The 15,072-nt window shown below is 34.4% G+C and carries 10 protein-coding genes, 2 tRNA genes and 3 rRNA genes; 5 read left to right on the top strand and 10 right to left on the bottom strand.

The genetic code is table 11. The features are described 5' to 3' along the window. The first annotated feature begins 61 nt into the window (after positions 1–61). The gene (locus tag DR024_RS00190; protein WP_111917954.1) at positions 62–934 is read left to right on the top strand and encodes an aldose 1-epimerase family protein; all 873 of its coding nucleotides are present in this window, start codon (positions 62–64) and stop codon (positions 932–934) included. Positions 935–949: 15 nt separating this feature from the next. Here the strand turns inward: DR024_RS00190 and DR024_RS00185 are convergent, their stop codons facing one another. Both DR024_RS00185 and DR024_RS00180 read right to left on the bottom strand, forming a co-directional pair. Continuing rightward, on the bottom strand, positions 950–3,244 hold the full coding sequence (locus DR024_RS00185; protein ID WP_099328002.1) for an ATP-dependent DNA helicase: 2,295 nt from the start codon (positions 3,242–3,244) through the stop codon (positions 950–952). Between the two features lie 197 nt (positions 3,245–3,441). Further along, on the bottom strand, positions 3,442–4,032 hold the full coding sequence (locus DR024_RS00180) for a DUF1836 domain-containing protein (RefSeq protein ID WP_027099159.1): 591 nt from the start codon (positions 4,030–4,032) through the stop codon (positions 3,442–3,444). A 487-nt stretch (positions 4,033–4,519) separates the two neighbouring features. Here DR024_RS00180 and DR024_RS00175 point away from each other — a divergent pair, with 487 nt between their 5' ends. Then, entirely contained in the window at positions 4,520–4,765 is a 246-nt protein-coding gene (locus DR024_RS00175) for an AbrB/MazE/SpoVT family DNA-binding domain-containing protein (RefSeq protein ID WP_027099158.1), read from the top strand. A 113-nt stretch (positions 4,766–4,878) separates the two neighbouring features. Here the strand turns inward: DR024_RS00175 and rsmI are convergent, their stop codons facing one another. The 3 genes from rsmI to DR024_RS00160 all read right to left on the bottom strand — a co-directional run bounded on the left by rsmI (position 4,879) and on the right by DR024_RS00160 (position 8,047). Beyond that, positions 4,879–5,724, bottom strand: a complete 846-nt coding sequence (gene rsmI, locus DR024_RS00170) for a 16S rRNA (cytidine(1402)-2'-O)-methyltransferase (protein WP_055185300.1) — start codon at positions 5,722–5,724, stop codon at positions 4,879–4,881. After that, positions 5,724–6,479 carry a tRNA1(Val) (adenine(37)-N6)-methyltransferase gene (locus DR024_RS00165; protein ID WP_027099156.1) on the bottom strand — a complete coding sequence of 252 codons (756 nt, stop codon included), beginning with the start codon at positions 6,477–6,479 and terminating at the stop codon, positions 5,724–5,726. Before DR024_RS00165 ends, rsmI begins: the two co-directional genes overlap by 1 nt. A 335-nt stretch (positions 6,480–6,814) precedes the next feature. Next, the gene (locus tag DR024_RS00160; protein WP_027099155.1) at positions 6,815–8,047 is read right to left on the bottom strand and encodes a C40 family peptidase; all 1,233 of its coding nucleotides are present in this window, start codon (positions 8,045–8,047) and stop codon (positions 6,815–6,817) included. A gap of 256 nt (positions 8,048–8,303) precedes the next feature. Here DR024_RS00160 and DR024_RS00155 point away from each other — a divergent pair. Both DR024_RS00155 and DR024_RS00150 read left to right on the top strand, forming a co-directional pair. After that, positions 8,304–8,379, top strand: a tRNA-Pro gene (locus DR024_RS00155). A gap of 461 nt (positions 8,380–8,840) precedes the next feature. Beyond that, a complete protein-coding gene (locus DR024_RS00150; RefSeq protein ID WP_027099154.1) occupies positions 8,841–9,485 on the top strand; it encodes an HAD family hydrolase in 645 nt (214 codons plus the stop codon). A gap of 32 nt (positions 9,486–9,517) precedes the next feature. Here the strand turns inward: DR024_RS00150 and DR024_RS00145 are convergent, their stop codons facing one another. After that, entirely contained in the window at positions 9,518–10,264 is a 747-nt protein-coding gene (locus DR024_RS00145) for a peptidylprolyl isomerase (RefSeq protein WP_027099153.1), read from the bottom strand. A 153-nt stretch (positions 10,265–10,417) separates the two neighbouring features. On the opposite strand from DR024_RS00145, the gene bcp reads away from it, so the two are divergent. Further along, entirely contained in the window at positions 10,418–10,870 is a 453-nt protein-coding gene (bcp, locus tag DR024_RS00140) for a thioredoxin-dependent thiol peroxidase (RefSeq protein ID WP_027099152.1), read from the top strand. A gap of 37 nt (positions 10,871–10,907) precedes the next feature. Here the strand turns inward: bcp and DR024_RS00135 are convergent. From DR024_RS00135 to DR024_RS00120, 4 genes are all read right to left on the bottom strand, one after another. After that, positions 10,908–10,983: transfer RNA gene (locus DR024_RS00135), tRNA-Phe, on the bottom strand. Positions 10,984–10,992: 9 nt separating this feature from the next. Continuing rightward, positions 10,993–11,109: ribosomal RNA gene (rrf, locus tag DR024_RS00130) — 5S ribosomal RNA — on the bottom strand. 69 nt (positions 11,110–11,178) lie between these two features. After that, positions 11,179–14,072, bottom strand: a 23S ribosomal RNA gene (locus tag DR024_RS00125). A 198-nt stretch (positions 14,073–14,270) separates the two neighbouring features. Beyond that, positions 14,271–15,072, bottom strand: a 16S ribosomal RNA gene (locus DR024_RS00120); the annotation flags it as partial.

The raw sequence follows: 15,072 nt of genomic DNA, 5'->3' as shown, positions 1-15,072 counted from the left end.
AATTTTCATGTATTATATTAACAATTTTAATAATTCTAACTAACTGAAAGGTGGTATTTTTGTGATTTATACATTAGAAAATTCTAATATAAGCATAGTAGCAAGCACTTATGGTGGAGAAATCCATTCTTTAAAAAGCAAAAAAGATAATACTGAATACTTATGGAATGGTAATCCAGAATATTGGAAGTATCATGCTCCTATACTATTTCCTATAGTCGGTAAGGTTAAAGATCTTAAGTACAGAGTTGATGGAAAAACTTATGAGTTACCTCAACATGGTCTAGCTAGAATATCTGAGTTTAATCTACTAACTCAAAATAAAGAATCAATAACTTTTGAATTAGTATACTCAGATGATACATTAAAAGTCTATCCATTTAAGTTCTCTTTACAAATAACTTATACTTTATTAGATAATGGAGTTAAAGTAACTTATACAGTTAACAATTTAGATGATAAAAATATTCTTTTCTCTATAGGATCTCACCCAGCATTTATGTGCCCTATAGAAGAAGGACTTTCATTAAATGATTATTACTTTAAATTTAACGAAAAAGAGAATGCTCCTATTAGGTTATTAAACTCTCATGGATTATTTACTGGAGAAACAGAAGATTTCTTAGATAACTCAAATATAATTTCTTTATCTAAGGAATTATTTAAAAATGATGCTCTAGTTTTTAACAACTTGAAATCAAATCAAATATCTATAGAATCAAAAAAAGGTACTAAATCTTTATCTTTAGACTTTACTGGATTTCCTGACCTTGGTCTATGGGCTCCTGCAACAGGTGCTCCTTTTGTATGTATCGAACCTTGGTATGGTCATGCCGACTTTACTGACTTTGAAGGTGAATTCAAGGATAAAGAGGGAGTTATATCTCTAGAAGTTAACGGAAAATTTGAATGTAACTTTATAGTAACAATATAATTAAAAGAGAGTGGACTACCACTCTCTTTTAATTATATTCCATTGACTAGGTAATAACTCTGAATAAGCTCTACTCAAATATCTATCATCTATTAATAATATTCTTCCTTTATCCTCTTCAGTCCTTATCACTCTACCCACAGCCTGCATTACTTTATTCATTCCGGGATATATATATGAGAAGGCATCTCCATCGCTATTATAATATTCCTTTATCAATTCTCTTTCTAAACTTATCTTAGGGTACCCCACTCCAACTATAACTGCTCCAATTAATTTCTCTCCAGGAAGGTCTACACCTTCTGAAAAACTACCTCCCATTACACATAGGGCAATATTATTTCTACCACCTGAAAATTCATTTAAAAACTTTTCTTTTGCCTCTTCATCCATATCTCCAGATTGAATCATTAATCTATCTAAACTTATGCATTCCTTTAAAAAATCATAAGCCTTATACATATATTCATAAGAAGGAAAGAAAACCATATAATTTCCCTCCACCTCTCTTATAAACTTATTTATTTCATTACATATGCTAGGAAGAGTACGCTCTCTTTGTTTATATCTTGTATTCCCAGCATATAAATATACTTCTAAGTTTTCTTTAGGAAATGGTGAGCTTAACCTTATTCTATAATCATCACTACTTCCCCCTAGAGATTTAATAAAATAATGAAAGGGCTCTAAGGTTGCTGAAAAAAATATACTTGCTTTAACTTTATCCACAATTCCTTTTATTTTTTCAGAAGGATTTACACAATATATGCACAATTCCACATCATCATTTTTTAATTCTACATAAGTAAAGTATTCCTCTCCATATAATTCTGATATGGTTAAAAACTTACTACAATCAAAATATAACTCTAATAGATCTTCATTAAAGGAATATTTATCTCCCTGGGTTAAAAATTCATCAGCTTCCTTCATAAGGTTTCTTAATAACTTATATATTTCTTTAGGCTCATCCTTTGTGTAATAATATCCCTTATCTTCTGATTCACATATCCTTTTTTCTTCTATAAAAAAACTGTTTATCTTATTTAAAGCTTTATACAATGTAGGACACTTTCCTTTAGTCTCTTTTCTTAATTGCATAAATTTGCTTTTTAATAATCTTGCAGTATACATATCTCTTCCTCTATCTACAAGATTATGAGACTCATCAATTAATAAGATACTATCTTTCCCCGATTCATCTAGAACTCTTCTTAAATAAACCCTTGGATCAAATATATAATTATAATCACATATTACTCCATCGCTCCAGTTTATAAGATCTAAAGCTAGTTCAAAGGGACATACTTCATACTTTTCCCCAAATTCACAAAGTATTTCCCTGGAAATTGAATATTCACTCATTAATATAGAATATATAACATTTTTCACCTTATCATAATATCCTTTAGCATAAATACAATCATCAGGATTGCAACTAACTTTATCATTAATACATATTTTATCCTTAGCAACTAATGTTACTGTCCTATAAATCAAGCCTTTATCTCTAAGTTTCTCTAAAGTTTCTTCTGCAACCTTTCTATTAACATTTTTTGCTGTAAGGTAAAAAATTCTTTCTCCAAGTCCTTCTCCAACAGCTTTAATTGCAGGAAAAATTGTAGATACAGTTTTCCCTATTCCTGTAGGTGCTTGTGCAAAAATTTTATTGCCTTCTTTTATGGTGCTATACCAAGACTTTGCCAATTCAAGTTGTCCTTTTCTATACTTAGTAAATGGGAATTGTAAGTTCTTTATGCTCTCATTTCTTTTTTTCTTATGATTATAATCAAGTTCTGCATATTGATGATATAACTTTACCATACTCATGAGAAAATCATATAATTCTTTAACTGAGTAGCTTTTTCTAAAAGACTTTACCTCATTAGTATCAAGATTATAATAACTTAGCTGTACATATATATTATCTATATCACGCTCTTTGCATAGCATATATCCATATAATTTTGCTTGAGCCCAATGCAATACATTATAATCTTCCTCTATCTCGTATAAAGGCTTATATGTAGATTTTATCTCCTCTACTATTACATCATTGCCTTCAGTAATAATTCCATCGCATCTTCCTTCTAAATCAAGAATAAATATATCCATATCAATATTAAGTTTTAAAAATACTTCTTTTTCGTACTTTTTATATACTTCAGCATTACTTTTTTGAAGTTTTTGATGAGCTTTTACGCCTTCAATAGCTCTTGCATTAGAAGTAAATCTATTATCTAGACTCCCAGAACTTAAAACAAGTTCTACAAATTCTCGTACAGACTTCTTCAGTACTCTAACCTGCATACAATCAACTCTTCTATCTTTAATATAATTTAAATAAAAAGGTGGGGTAGATATTTACTTTGCTTGTTTCGTCAAAATGTCCAAGTTATATAGAAACAAATATCTCCCCACTTGTACTAAAGGTAAGGAAAATATAAAATTATCATCCTTGATTTTATATTTTCCTAGACGTTAAAAATAGGAGAAATATAATTCTCCTATTCTGCATCGTATTCTGTTGCTATCTTTTGAACTAGCTTCTTTATAACGCTAGCCTGTGCTATTAATGATATTACTAATATAAATACTCTGATTCTATCTTCATCTTTCTCTTGAAGTTCAAAATTCTTCATTATTTCATCAAGCTTTTCCTCATCACCTATTGGATTAGATAAGAAGGAATCATAGCTTTCTTTTTGAATTTCTACGAATATTTTATAAGCTGTTTCCCATGAAATTATATCATCATTTCTATCGTTTATTTCATTAAAAGCTAAACTGAATACCTTTTTTATTTCTTCTGTTGTTAATACAGGTCTCATATAACTTAATAAAACTAGTTGCACTAAATGTAACTTAGTATATCCTCTTTTTTTACCATCCTCAGGTTTAGTAATAACTTCACTCTTTATATAGTTTTGAACGATGTTATTTGTATATTTATCCTCAGTAAACTTATCATTCAGAAAGTCAATTACTTGAGATAAAAATAAATCATATTGTGGTAAATCATTGTATGATATTAAACTATTTTTAGACATCTCTTCTGCCAGAGTCTTTATATAATCTGAATCTATCTTTTTATTCATACTTACTTCCACCTTTAACTTTTATTCTCTAAATATATTATATAGTATATAAAAACTTATTACAAGTTACTTTTAGCATTATAATATATATTTTTAGTATTTTCATAAATTATGAATTTAATTCATATTATTGTTATCATTCTTTCGACATTATATTATATTAATTCATCATATTTGACAATTATTAATTAACATTTTTTGTTTATTTTTTTCTATTTTTTTTTGAACTTTAATTATACATTTTCTTATTAGTCTCTCAAAACAAGAGGACAAGCCGTTTGTAATAAAAATATTTATTTTCATTTTTTAATTGTAAAGTATTGACAATTCATTTTTATGGTAGTATATTCTATTTATAACATACTTTTAGATAGAATTTTGTAATTTATGAAAATATTTTTGATTTTTTGGTTGACTTTAAATTACAATTTTGGTAACATAGCATAGTAAAATGTCGAAAGATGCGAAATCAAGGAGGAAAACTTTTATGAAATCAACAGGTGTAGTAAGAAGAGTAGATGAACTAGGAAGAATAGTAATTCCTATAGAATTAAGAAGAACATTAGACATAGCTGAAAAAGACGCTTTAGAAATATACGTTGACGGTGAACAAATTATATTAAAGAAATATGAACCAGCTTGTATTTTCTGTGGTGACGCTAGAGATGTTATAAACTATAAAGGTAAAAACATCTGTAAAAAGTGTTTAGAAGAAATAAGAAATAATAAATAATAATATAGAGAGATTTCCCCAAAATCTCTTATTTAGAAAGACCTCTATCCCCAGAGGTCTTTTTTAATTCCTAAGAAAGTACGAACTTTTTAAATAACAAAGCCTTATATATGCTAAATATCTGTGGAATGCTTATATATCTCTCCCTTAGGAACATTTCTATCTTTAGCAACTAACTTAATTGCATCCTTTTTACTAGAACCATTTTCTATGTAGTATACTATATGCTCTCTTATAGTTAGGTTCTCCCACTTCTTTCTATTCTCTTCCTCTATCATTTCTTGCTGCTTACCTTCAATAACTAAAACAAATTCTCCCTTTATAGTTCTTTCTTCAAAGATCTTAATAACCTCTTCTATACTTCCTCTAATTATCTCTTCATGTAATTTCGTCAACTCTCTACATACAGCTATCTTTCTATTACCTAAATTATTGTATATTAAATCTAATGTTGATAAAAGTCTATGTGGAGATTCATATATTATTATGGATTCCTTAACATCTTTTATCTCTTCAAGAAGTATTTTTCGTTCTTTAGTTTCTCTTGGAATGAATCCCCTAAAAATAAACTTAGTTGTATCTAGTCCCGAGTAAATTAATGCAGTTGTTATTGCTGTAGCTCCAGGTAACACTTCAAATGGAATTTGTTTTTCAATACACCTACTTACAATAATAGCTCCTGGATCAGATATTCCAGGCGTTCCTGCATCTGTAACTAATGCTATATTCTCTCCTCTTTCTAATCTATCTATAATTTCTTCACTTTTTCCTTGTTCATTATGTTGATGGTAGCTAATCAAGGATTTCTTTATTTCAAAATGATTTAATAACTTTAATGATTGTCTAGTATCTTCTGCAGCTATAATATCTACAGATTTTAATACCTCTAACGCTCTTAAGGTTATGTCCTTCAAATTTCCTATTGGTGTAGGAACTAAAAAAAGCTTTCCTATTGTCATTACACTTCACTCCTTCCGTAAATTCTATTTATCTCATCACTATATTCACCATTATCATTGTATACATATAATGATTCTTCCCACTTTAAAAAGCTTCCACCGTCCCTTTGCCCTTCAATAAGAACAATATTAGGTGCCTTTTTAGTGTTAGGATGAACCATCCTTACTCTCTTTGGTTCTATCTTATACTTTCTCATTAAAACCATTATATCTGCTAATCTTTCTGGTCTATGTACCATATACATCCTTCCATTATCTTTAAGCAATGTCCTCGCAGCCTTAATAACATCCTCTAAAGTACACATTACTTCATGTCTAGCTATAGCTAACTTGTCTGATGGATTTACTATACCCCCATTATTAATCTTATAAGGAGGATTTACTGTTAACACATCAAATCTTCCAATACTCTTTAAGAAGTCTATATCTTTTAGATCTCTATTATATACCTTTATCTTATCTTCTAAAGAATTTAACTTTACACTTCTCTCTGCCATATCAGCCATATCATTTTGTATTTCTAAAGCCACAACCTCTTCTGGATTATATTTTCCCATTAATAAAAAAGGAATTATACCAGTTCCTGAACATAAATCTATAACCCTATGTTTGCTCTTTACTCTTGAAAAGTCAGATAATAAAACAGCATCAACGCCAAATCTAAAAGCATCTTTCTTTTGAATTAGCTTTAATCCTTTTAGCTGTAAATCATCTATAGACTCATCATTTAACACAAGTTTATCTAAATTACTCATTTCAAAACCTCTCTTAAAAAATATCCATATCATTATACATTAATATCAATTTATTCACAAACTAAATTAATAAAGCTGCAATTTAACTATAAAATCTTAACTTTTACATTCTTATGTCTACAAAAAAGTAGGCCGGATATTTATTTTGCTTGTTCCGTCGCAAGCTCCAAGTTACAAAAAAAATATCTATTTCATTCCTACTAAAGGTAAAGAAACTATAAAGTTATCATTATTTTTAATATGAAATTATAATAACACCTTTAATTTATAATTTATTAAAACTTTATATTTTCCTAGACATCAAAAAAGAGAGCAAAACTTTGCCCTCTTTCATATTAATTCAATATTCTTCTAGCTCTCCAGAAACCATACATAGGTATAACTTCTACATTCTTACCTGGTTTAGGTGAATGTATCATCTTGCCATCACCTACATAAATACCTACATGGTCAGCATGTGGGAACACTAAGTCTCCAGGTTGTAATTCAGATCTAGAAACTTCTCTTCCTGCATATATTTGATTTTTTGTAGTTCTTCCTATATTTATCCCTGCTGCATTTTTATAAACATAAGATGTAAATCCAGAACAGTCAAAGGAATTAGGTCCAGTAGCACCCCAAACATAAGGCTTTCCAATATGCTTGTACGCTTCATTTAATATAGCTGATGCACTACCAGTTACAGTAGAACCATTTCCCCTATTAGGTGCATTAGCCGCAGCTTCTTCTGCTTTTTTCTTTTCAATTAGCTTCTTAGCATTTTCTATCGCGTCTACCACCTCAGAATCTACTATAGGGCTCTTAAGTTGTCCCTTTCTTAAAGCTCTTAATTGAAAAACTGCATTTTCTAGGCTTTGTCTTGAATTACTAGAATCATAACAAATATTAACCAAGCCTTTTACTATTTCTCTTTCAAGGTCTGCTAAGTAAAGTCTATCAAACTCTTTTTGTTCGCTTTCTGCTTGATTTATTAACACTTGTTGCTCATCTTTTTTAGATTCAAAATCTTGTAGTTTCTTTTGTATATCCTCATTTATCTTCTTTATCTCTTCGCCCTTAACTTCTAAAGACTTAACCTTTTCATCAAGTTGCTCTTGCTTTTCTAATAACTCTTCAACAACCTGTTGATCAAGTTTAACTAATCTAGAAGCAGAATCTATCTTAGTTATTAAATCACTAAAGCTTTCTGCTGAAAAAATTAGTGATATGTAACTAGTTTGTCCACCTGACTTGTACAACTCTCTTAATCTTTTACCTAATAGTTCTTCTTGACCAACTATTTCTTCTTTTGCTTGCTCTATTTCTTTATTTGCATTATCTATTTCTCTATTTATATTTGAAATTTCATTCTTATTACTATTTATCTTCTCTACTAATGGAACTATTTGATTATCTAAAACTTGGATTTGTCTATCGATTTCATTAATTTTTTTAGTTAATTCTTCATACTTCTGTCTAGCTTCTTGTACTTGTCCACTATCAGGAGTAGCACTTACTGCCATAGGTGGTACTATTAATGTAATCGCCATTATACCCGCAACAATTGCAGATAAAAACTTTTTTTTCATTATATGTGGTCGTTTTGACCATCCCTCCCCCCGTATTTTGTTATATTATTTAGAATCACATTTTTTATTATAACATTTCCCTTCACTTGAAACAACGGTAAATGCTTCTAGCGACATATTTATACACATAATTATCTTCTATATACTTTACTTAATATCAATATTCTTCTATATACACCTAATATTATTTCTTACACTAATATAAAAGTTATATTTGACAATATAATATTATAAATATATAATATTATATGTGCTACGGGGTGTGGCGCAGATGGGAGCGCGCGTGGTTTGGGACCATGAGGTCGCAGGTTCGATCCCTGTCACCCCGACCAAATAAAAAAAAGCAGACATATGTCTGCTTTTTTTATTTTACTTAATATCTTCTTTATATTCCTCGTCCATACTGGCAGCCTTGCATAGCGCATATGCCATAACTAAAGTAAATACATAAATACAAATTCCCATAAAAATCATAATACTATCTCCCTTTAATAATTTATTTAAATAGTATCTGCTAATCCTTTTATTTTATACATTACAATATATGCCTTTAACAAAGTTTTCATTATGTCTTTATTTATGAATTAAGTTTAATATTTCATTTTCTCTTTCGTATTCTTCTATAGTTTTTCCTGTATCTTTCATTCTGAACCCACAGCTCTATTTATGGTTTAATTTCTTTATTTAAAATGTATCCATATAAATATATATTTATATATTCTTATATTCATATCTATGATATTTTAAATATTTAGGTTATCATATAATTATATTTACATACAAGAGGTGAGCAATGTTTACTAATATAAAAGGCGCCATATTTGACTTGGATGGAACTTTAGTTGATTCAATGTGGATATGGGAACAAATAGATATAGATTACTTAAATGAAAAAGGATATGAAATGCCTCAAAATTTAAAAGACGAAATAAATCATTTAAGCTTTCAAGAAACAGCTGTTTATTTTAAAAATAGATTCCATCTAGATGATTCATTAGATGAAATAATGAACGCATGGCACAACATGGCTTATAAACATTATTTGGAAGATGTCAACTTAAAAGAAGGTGTACTAGAATTACTTACACATTTAAAAGATAAGGGAATAAAAATAGGACTAGCTACAAGCAATTCCTATCCTCTATTAGAAGCTGTTTTAAAAAAGAGAGAGATTTATAATCTTTTTGATACAATAGTCACAACAGAAGAAGCAAAAAAGAGCAAGTCTAATCCTGATGTTTATTTAATGGCTGCCGCAAGACTTGATGTAAAACCATCAGAGTGTATTGTCTTTGAAGATATAATAGAAGCTGTTAGAGGAGCTAAATCAGCTAATATGAAAGTCATAGCAGTATATGATAAAGCTGCAGGGTATCAAAAACAGGATTTAATAGAGACTGCTGACAAATACATAATGAACTTTAAAGAATTATTATAAAAAAGAAGCCCTAACGCATAGGGCTTCTTTAATTATTTTCTATCTACTCCATACTTGCTTTCTAATTCAAGTACCATATCAACATATTTCTTTTGTTGTGCTTGTTGCATTAATTGATTAGCTACCATATCTTTAACTTCTTCAAAAGATTTTTCTTTAGGTTCATTCTTTTTCTCAACTAATATTAAGTGATATCCGAATTGAGTTTGTACTGGATCAGTCACCTTACCTACTTCAGAAGAAAAAGCCATATTTTCGAATTCTGGCACCATCATTCCTCTTCCAAATTCACCTAGGTTGCCACCTTCTTCTTTTGAAGGACATGAGGAATATTTAGCTGCAGCATCTTCAAAAGATATTGAACCATTATCTATCTCTTCTTTTATTTTCTTAGCTACATCTTCACTTTCAACTAAAATATGTTTAGCTGATACTGTTTCTTTATCCATAAATTGTTCTTTATTATCTTCATAGAACTTCTTAATTTCTTCCTCTGTAACAGTTACATCAGAAAGAATCTTTTGAACTGACATTTGAGTTAAAAGTTCCTTTGCTAAACTATTTAATGTATTTTTATACTCATCAGTATTATCTAATCCTATTTCATTACCAAACTTATTAAATAATTCAAAAGCTATAGTCTGTTCTAATAACTCTTTTCTACCTCTTTCTGTATTTAAATACATTCTTCTATCTTCTGGATACTTATTTATTATATCCTCTAAATCTTTTTGTGTAATTTCGTTTCCTGCAACAACTGCTAATACCTTATTTTCCATTATTAGTCTCCTTTATTAAAAATTTAGGGTTAATTACATTTTATCAGTATTATTTGTTTATAACAACTTAATTATTTATACTCCTAATATTCTTCTTGATAAAGGATAATAATTATTATATAATATATTTTAATTAAATGGAGGTAGATAAACATGTTAAAAATAGGTGAATTAACCCCAGATTTTGAACTTATGGGATCTGATAATAAGAAACATAAACTTAGTGATTATAGAGGTAAAAAAGTTATTCTTTATTTTTATCCAAAGGACAATACTCCTGGTTGTACAACTGAAGCCTGTGACTTTAGGGATAACCATACTATAATTAATGATAAAAATGCTATAGTTATAGGAATTAGTAAAGACACACTAACTTCTCATGATAAGTTTATTAAAAAATTTGAATTACCTTTTATTCTTTTAAGTGATGAAGAAAAAGTAGTATGCTCATTATATGACGTTATAAAAGAAAAGAATATGTATGGAAAAAAGGTACTAGGAATTGAAAGAAGCACATTTATAATTGATGAGAATGGTATCTTAACTCATGAATTTAGAAAAGTAAAAGTAAAAGGACATATAGAATCTATTTTAGAAATTTTATAAAAATAAAAAAGCACTAACAGATGTTAGTGCTTTTTCCTGGTGGCTCGACCAGGAATCGAACCAGGGACACGAGGATTTTCAGTCCTCTGCTCTACCGACTGAGCTATCGAGCCAAAATAAAAACCTGGCAACATCCTACTCTCCCACACAGTCTCCCATGCAGTACCATCGGCGCTATAGAGCTTAACTTTCCTGTTCGGTATGGGAAGGAGTGTTTCCTCTATGCCATCATCACCAGATTACTTCAGATTCAAAATCTTTGATTTTATTCTCTGAAAATTGCACACAATTATTGAAATATTTTTAACTTGGTCAAGCCCTCGACCTATTAGTATCAGTCAGCTACATACATTACTGCACTTACACCTCTGACCTATCAACCTCGTGTTCTTCAAGGGGTCTTACTAGCTTATGCTATGGGAAATCTCATCTTGAGGTGGGTTTCACGCTTAGATGCTTTCAGCGTTTATCCCTTCCCGACTTAGCTACCCAGCTGTGCTCCTGGCGGAACAACTGGTGCACCAGAGGTCAGTCCATCCCGGTCCTCTCGTACTAAGGACAGCTCCTCTCAAATTTCCTACGCCCGCGACGGATAGGGACCGAACTGTCTCACGACGTTCTGAACCCAGCTCGCGTGCCGCTTTAATGGGCGAACAGCCCAACCCTTGGGACCTACTTCAGCCCCAGGATGCGACGAGCCGACATCGAGGTGCCAAACCTCCCCGTCGATGTGGACTCTTGGGGGAGATCAGCCTGTTATCCCCGAGGTAGCTTTTATCCGTTGAGCGATGGCCCTCCCACGAGGTACCACCGGATCACTAAGCCCGACTTTCGTCCCTGCTCCACTTGTGGGTGTCGCAGTCAGGCTCCCTTCTGCCTTTGCACTCTTCGAACGATTTCCGACCGTTCTGAGGGAACCTTTGGGCGCCTCCGTTACTTTTTAGGAGGCGACCGCCCCAGTCAAACTGCCCACCTAACAATGTCCTGTCACCAGATTCATGGCATCCAGTTAGAACCTCAGTACTGTCAGGGTGGTATCCCAAGGACGACTCCATCAAGGCTGACGCCCTGATTTCCCAGTCTCCCACCTATCCTGTACAGACAATACCGAAATTCAATGCTAAGCTACAGTAAAGCTCTACGGGGTCTTTCCGTCCAATCGCGGGTAGCGAGCATCTTCACTCGCACTACAACTTCGCCGGATTCACAGTTGAGACAGTGCCCAAGTCATTACGCCATTCGTGCGGGTCAGAACTTACCTGACAAGGAATTTCGCTACCTTAGGACCGTTATAGTTACGGCCGCCGTTTACTGGGGCTTAAGTTCACACCTTCGCTTGCGCTAAGTGTTCCCCTTAACCTTCCAGCACCGGGCAGGCGTCAGCCCCTATACATCAGCTTTCGCTTTAGCAGAGACCTGTGTTTTTGCTAAACAGTTGCTTGGGCCTATTCTCTGCGGCCTGCTCTCACAGGCACCCCTTCTCCCTAAGTTACGGGGTCAATTTGCCTAGTTCCTTAACTGTGATTCTTCCGTCGGCCTTAGGATTCTCTCCTCATCTACCTGTGTCGGTTTGCGGTACGGGCACTACATCTCTCTCTAGATGCTTTTCTTGGAAGCATGGAATCAAGTACTTCGGTTCCGTAGAACCTTCCCCATCACGCCTCAGAATTGTTAAGATGGATTTGCCTTTCCTAACTCCCTAAACGCTTAGACTAGCATCCAATAGCTAGCACACTCTATCCTTCTCCGTCACACCATCGATAATAACGATCAGTAGTGGTATCGGAATATCAACCGATTGTCCATCGCCTACGCCTTTCGGCCTCGGCTTAGGTCCCGACTAACCCTCAGCGGACGAACCTTCCTGAGGAAACCTTAGATATTCGGCCTGTGGGATTCTCACCCACATCTCGCTACTAATGCCAACATTCTCACTCGTAATCAGTCCACCGCTCCTTACGGTACGACTTCAGCCCGATTACGACGCTCCTCTACCGCTCACACATAAGTGTGAACCCGTAGCTTCGGTGGTAAGTTTGAGCCCCGGACATCTTCGGCGCAGGATCTCTCGACTAGTGAGCTATTACGCACTCTTTTAATGAGTGGCTGCTTCTAAGCCAACATCCTAGTTGTCTTAGAAATCCCACATCCTTTTCCACTTAACTTACACTTTGGGACCTTAGCTGACGATCTGGGCTGTTTCCCTTTTGACTACGGAACTTATCTTTCGCAGTCTGACTGCCGGACTAATAGTATGTGGCATTCGGAGTTTGATAAGGTTCGGTAAGCGCTATGCCCCTAGCCCATTCAGTGCTCTACCTCCACTACTCATATCCGACGCTAGCCCTAAAGCTATTTCGAGGAGAACCAGCTATCTCCGAGTTCGATTGGAATTTCTCCGCTATCCACAGCTCATCCCATGCTTTTTCAACAGCAACGTGGTTCGGTCCTCCACGGGGTTTTACCCCCGCTTCAACCTGGCCATGGATAGGTCACCCGGTTTCGGGTCTACGCATGCAACTAGTCGCCCTATTAAGACTCGTTTCTCCGGTCCGTACCTTAAGTACTTAACCTTGCTACATACCGTAACTCGTTGGCTCGTTCTACAAAAAGCACGTCATCACCCTCATAAGGGGCTTTGACCGGTTGTAGGCACACGGTTTCAGGTTCTATTTCACTCCCCTCCCGGGGTTCTTTTCACCTTTCCCTCACGGTACTGCTTCACTATCGGTCATCAGGTAGTATTTAGCCTTGGAGGTGGTCCTCCCTGCTTCCCACAAGGTTTCACGTGTCTCGTGGTACTCTGGATCAGAACTTGATTATTATGAATTTCACTTACGTGGCTATTACACTCTATGGCTTGACTTTCCAGTCATTCAATTATCCATAACTTCTCGTTAATGTTCTGTCCGCAACCCCGGAAATAAATTTCCGGTTTGGGCTTTCCCTTTCGCTCGCCGCTACTAAGAAAATCGATTTTTCTTTCTCTTCCTCCAGGTACTTAGATGTTTCAGTTCCCTGGTTTACCTTCCATAAGCTATGTATTCACCTATGGATACATGGGGTTTCCCATTGAGTTTCCTCATTCGGAAATCTTCGGATCTCTGGCTATGTGCGCCTACCCGAAGCTTATCGCAGCTTATCACGTCCTTCATCGGCTCCTGATGCCAAGGCATTCACCATGCGCCTTTGTAGCTTGACCTATTGTCATGATATTAGTTTTAAAACTAAGTTACAAAGAATATTTCTTGGCTATGTTGTATTAACATATCTATATAATTATGTGCAATTTTCAAAGAACATTTGAGCAAAACTTGGTCGCTCAAAATTGAACAGAAAGTTAAAAAACAGATTCTAATTTGTACTAGTCAAGCTTCTTGCTTGCTAGATTTCTCCATAGAAAGGAGGTGATCCAGCCGCAGGTTCTCCTACGGCTACCTTGTTACGACTTCACCCCAATCGCTGACCCTACCTTAGTGGCTTCCTCCCTTACGGGTTAGATCACCAACTTTGGGTATTGCCAACTCTCATGGTGTGACGGGCGGTGTGTACAAGGCCCGGGAACGTATTCACCGCGACATTCTGATTCGCGATTACTAGTAACTCCAGCTTCATGTAGGCGAGTTTCAGCCTACAATCCGAACTGAGACCGGTTTTATAGTTTTGCTCCACCCTCACGGTATTGCATCTCGTTGTACCGGCCATTGTAGCACGTGTGTAGCCCTAGACATAAGGGGCATGATGATTTGACGTCATCCCCACCTTCCTCCGGTTAACCCGGGCAGTCTCGCTAGAGTGCTCAACTAAATGGTAGCAACTAACAATAAGGTTGCGCTCGTTGCGGGACTTAACCCAACATCTCACGACACGAGCTGACGACAACCATGCACCACCTGTCTTCCTGTCCCGAAAGGACTTCCCACATTACATGGTAATTCAGGAGATGTCAAGTCTAGGTAAGGTTCTTCGCGTTGCTTCGAATTAAACCACATGCTCCCGCTACTTGTGCGGGCCCCCGTCAATTCCTTTGAGTTTTAATCTTGCGACCGTACTCCCCAGGCGGAATACTTAATGCGTTAGCGGCGGCACAGAGGTCATGACAACCCCTACACCTAGTATTCATCGTTTACGGGCGTGGACTACCAGGTATCTAATCCTGTTTGCTCCCACGCTTTCGAGCCTCAGCGTCAGTTACAGTCCAG

It is taken from the genome of Clostridium paraputrificum (assembly GCF_900447045.1).
Taxonomy (GTDB): Bacteria; Bacillota; Clostridia; order Clostridiales; family Clostridiaceae; genus Clostridium; species Clostridium paraputrificum.
Note: the sequence above shows the minus strand (reverse complement) of the source record. Positions and strands in the feature narration are given on the sequence as shown.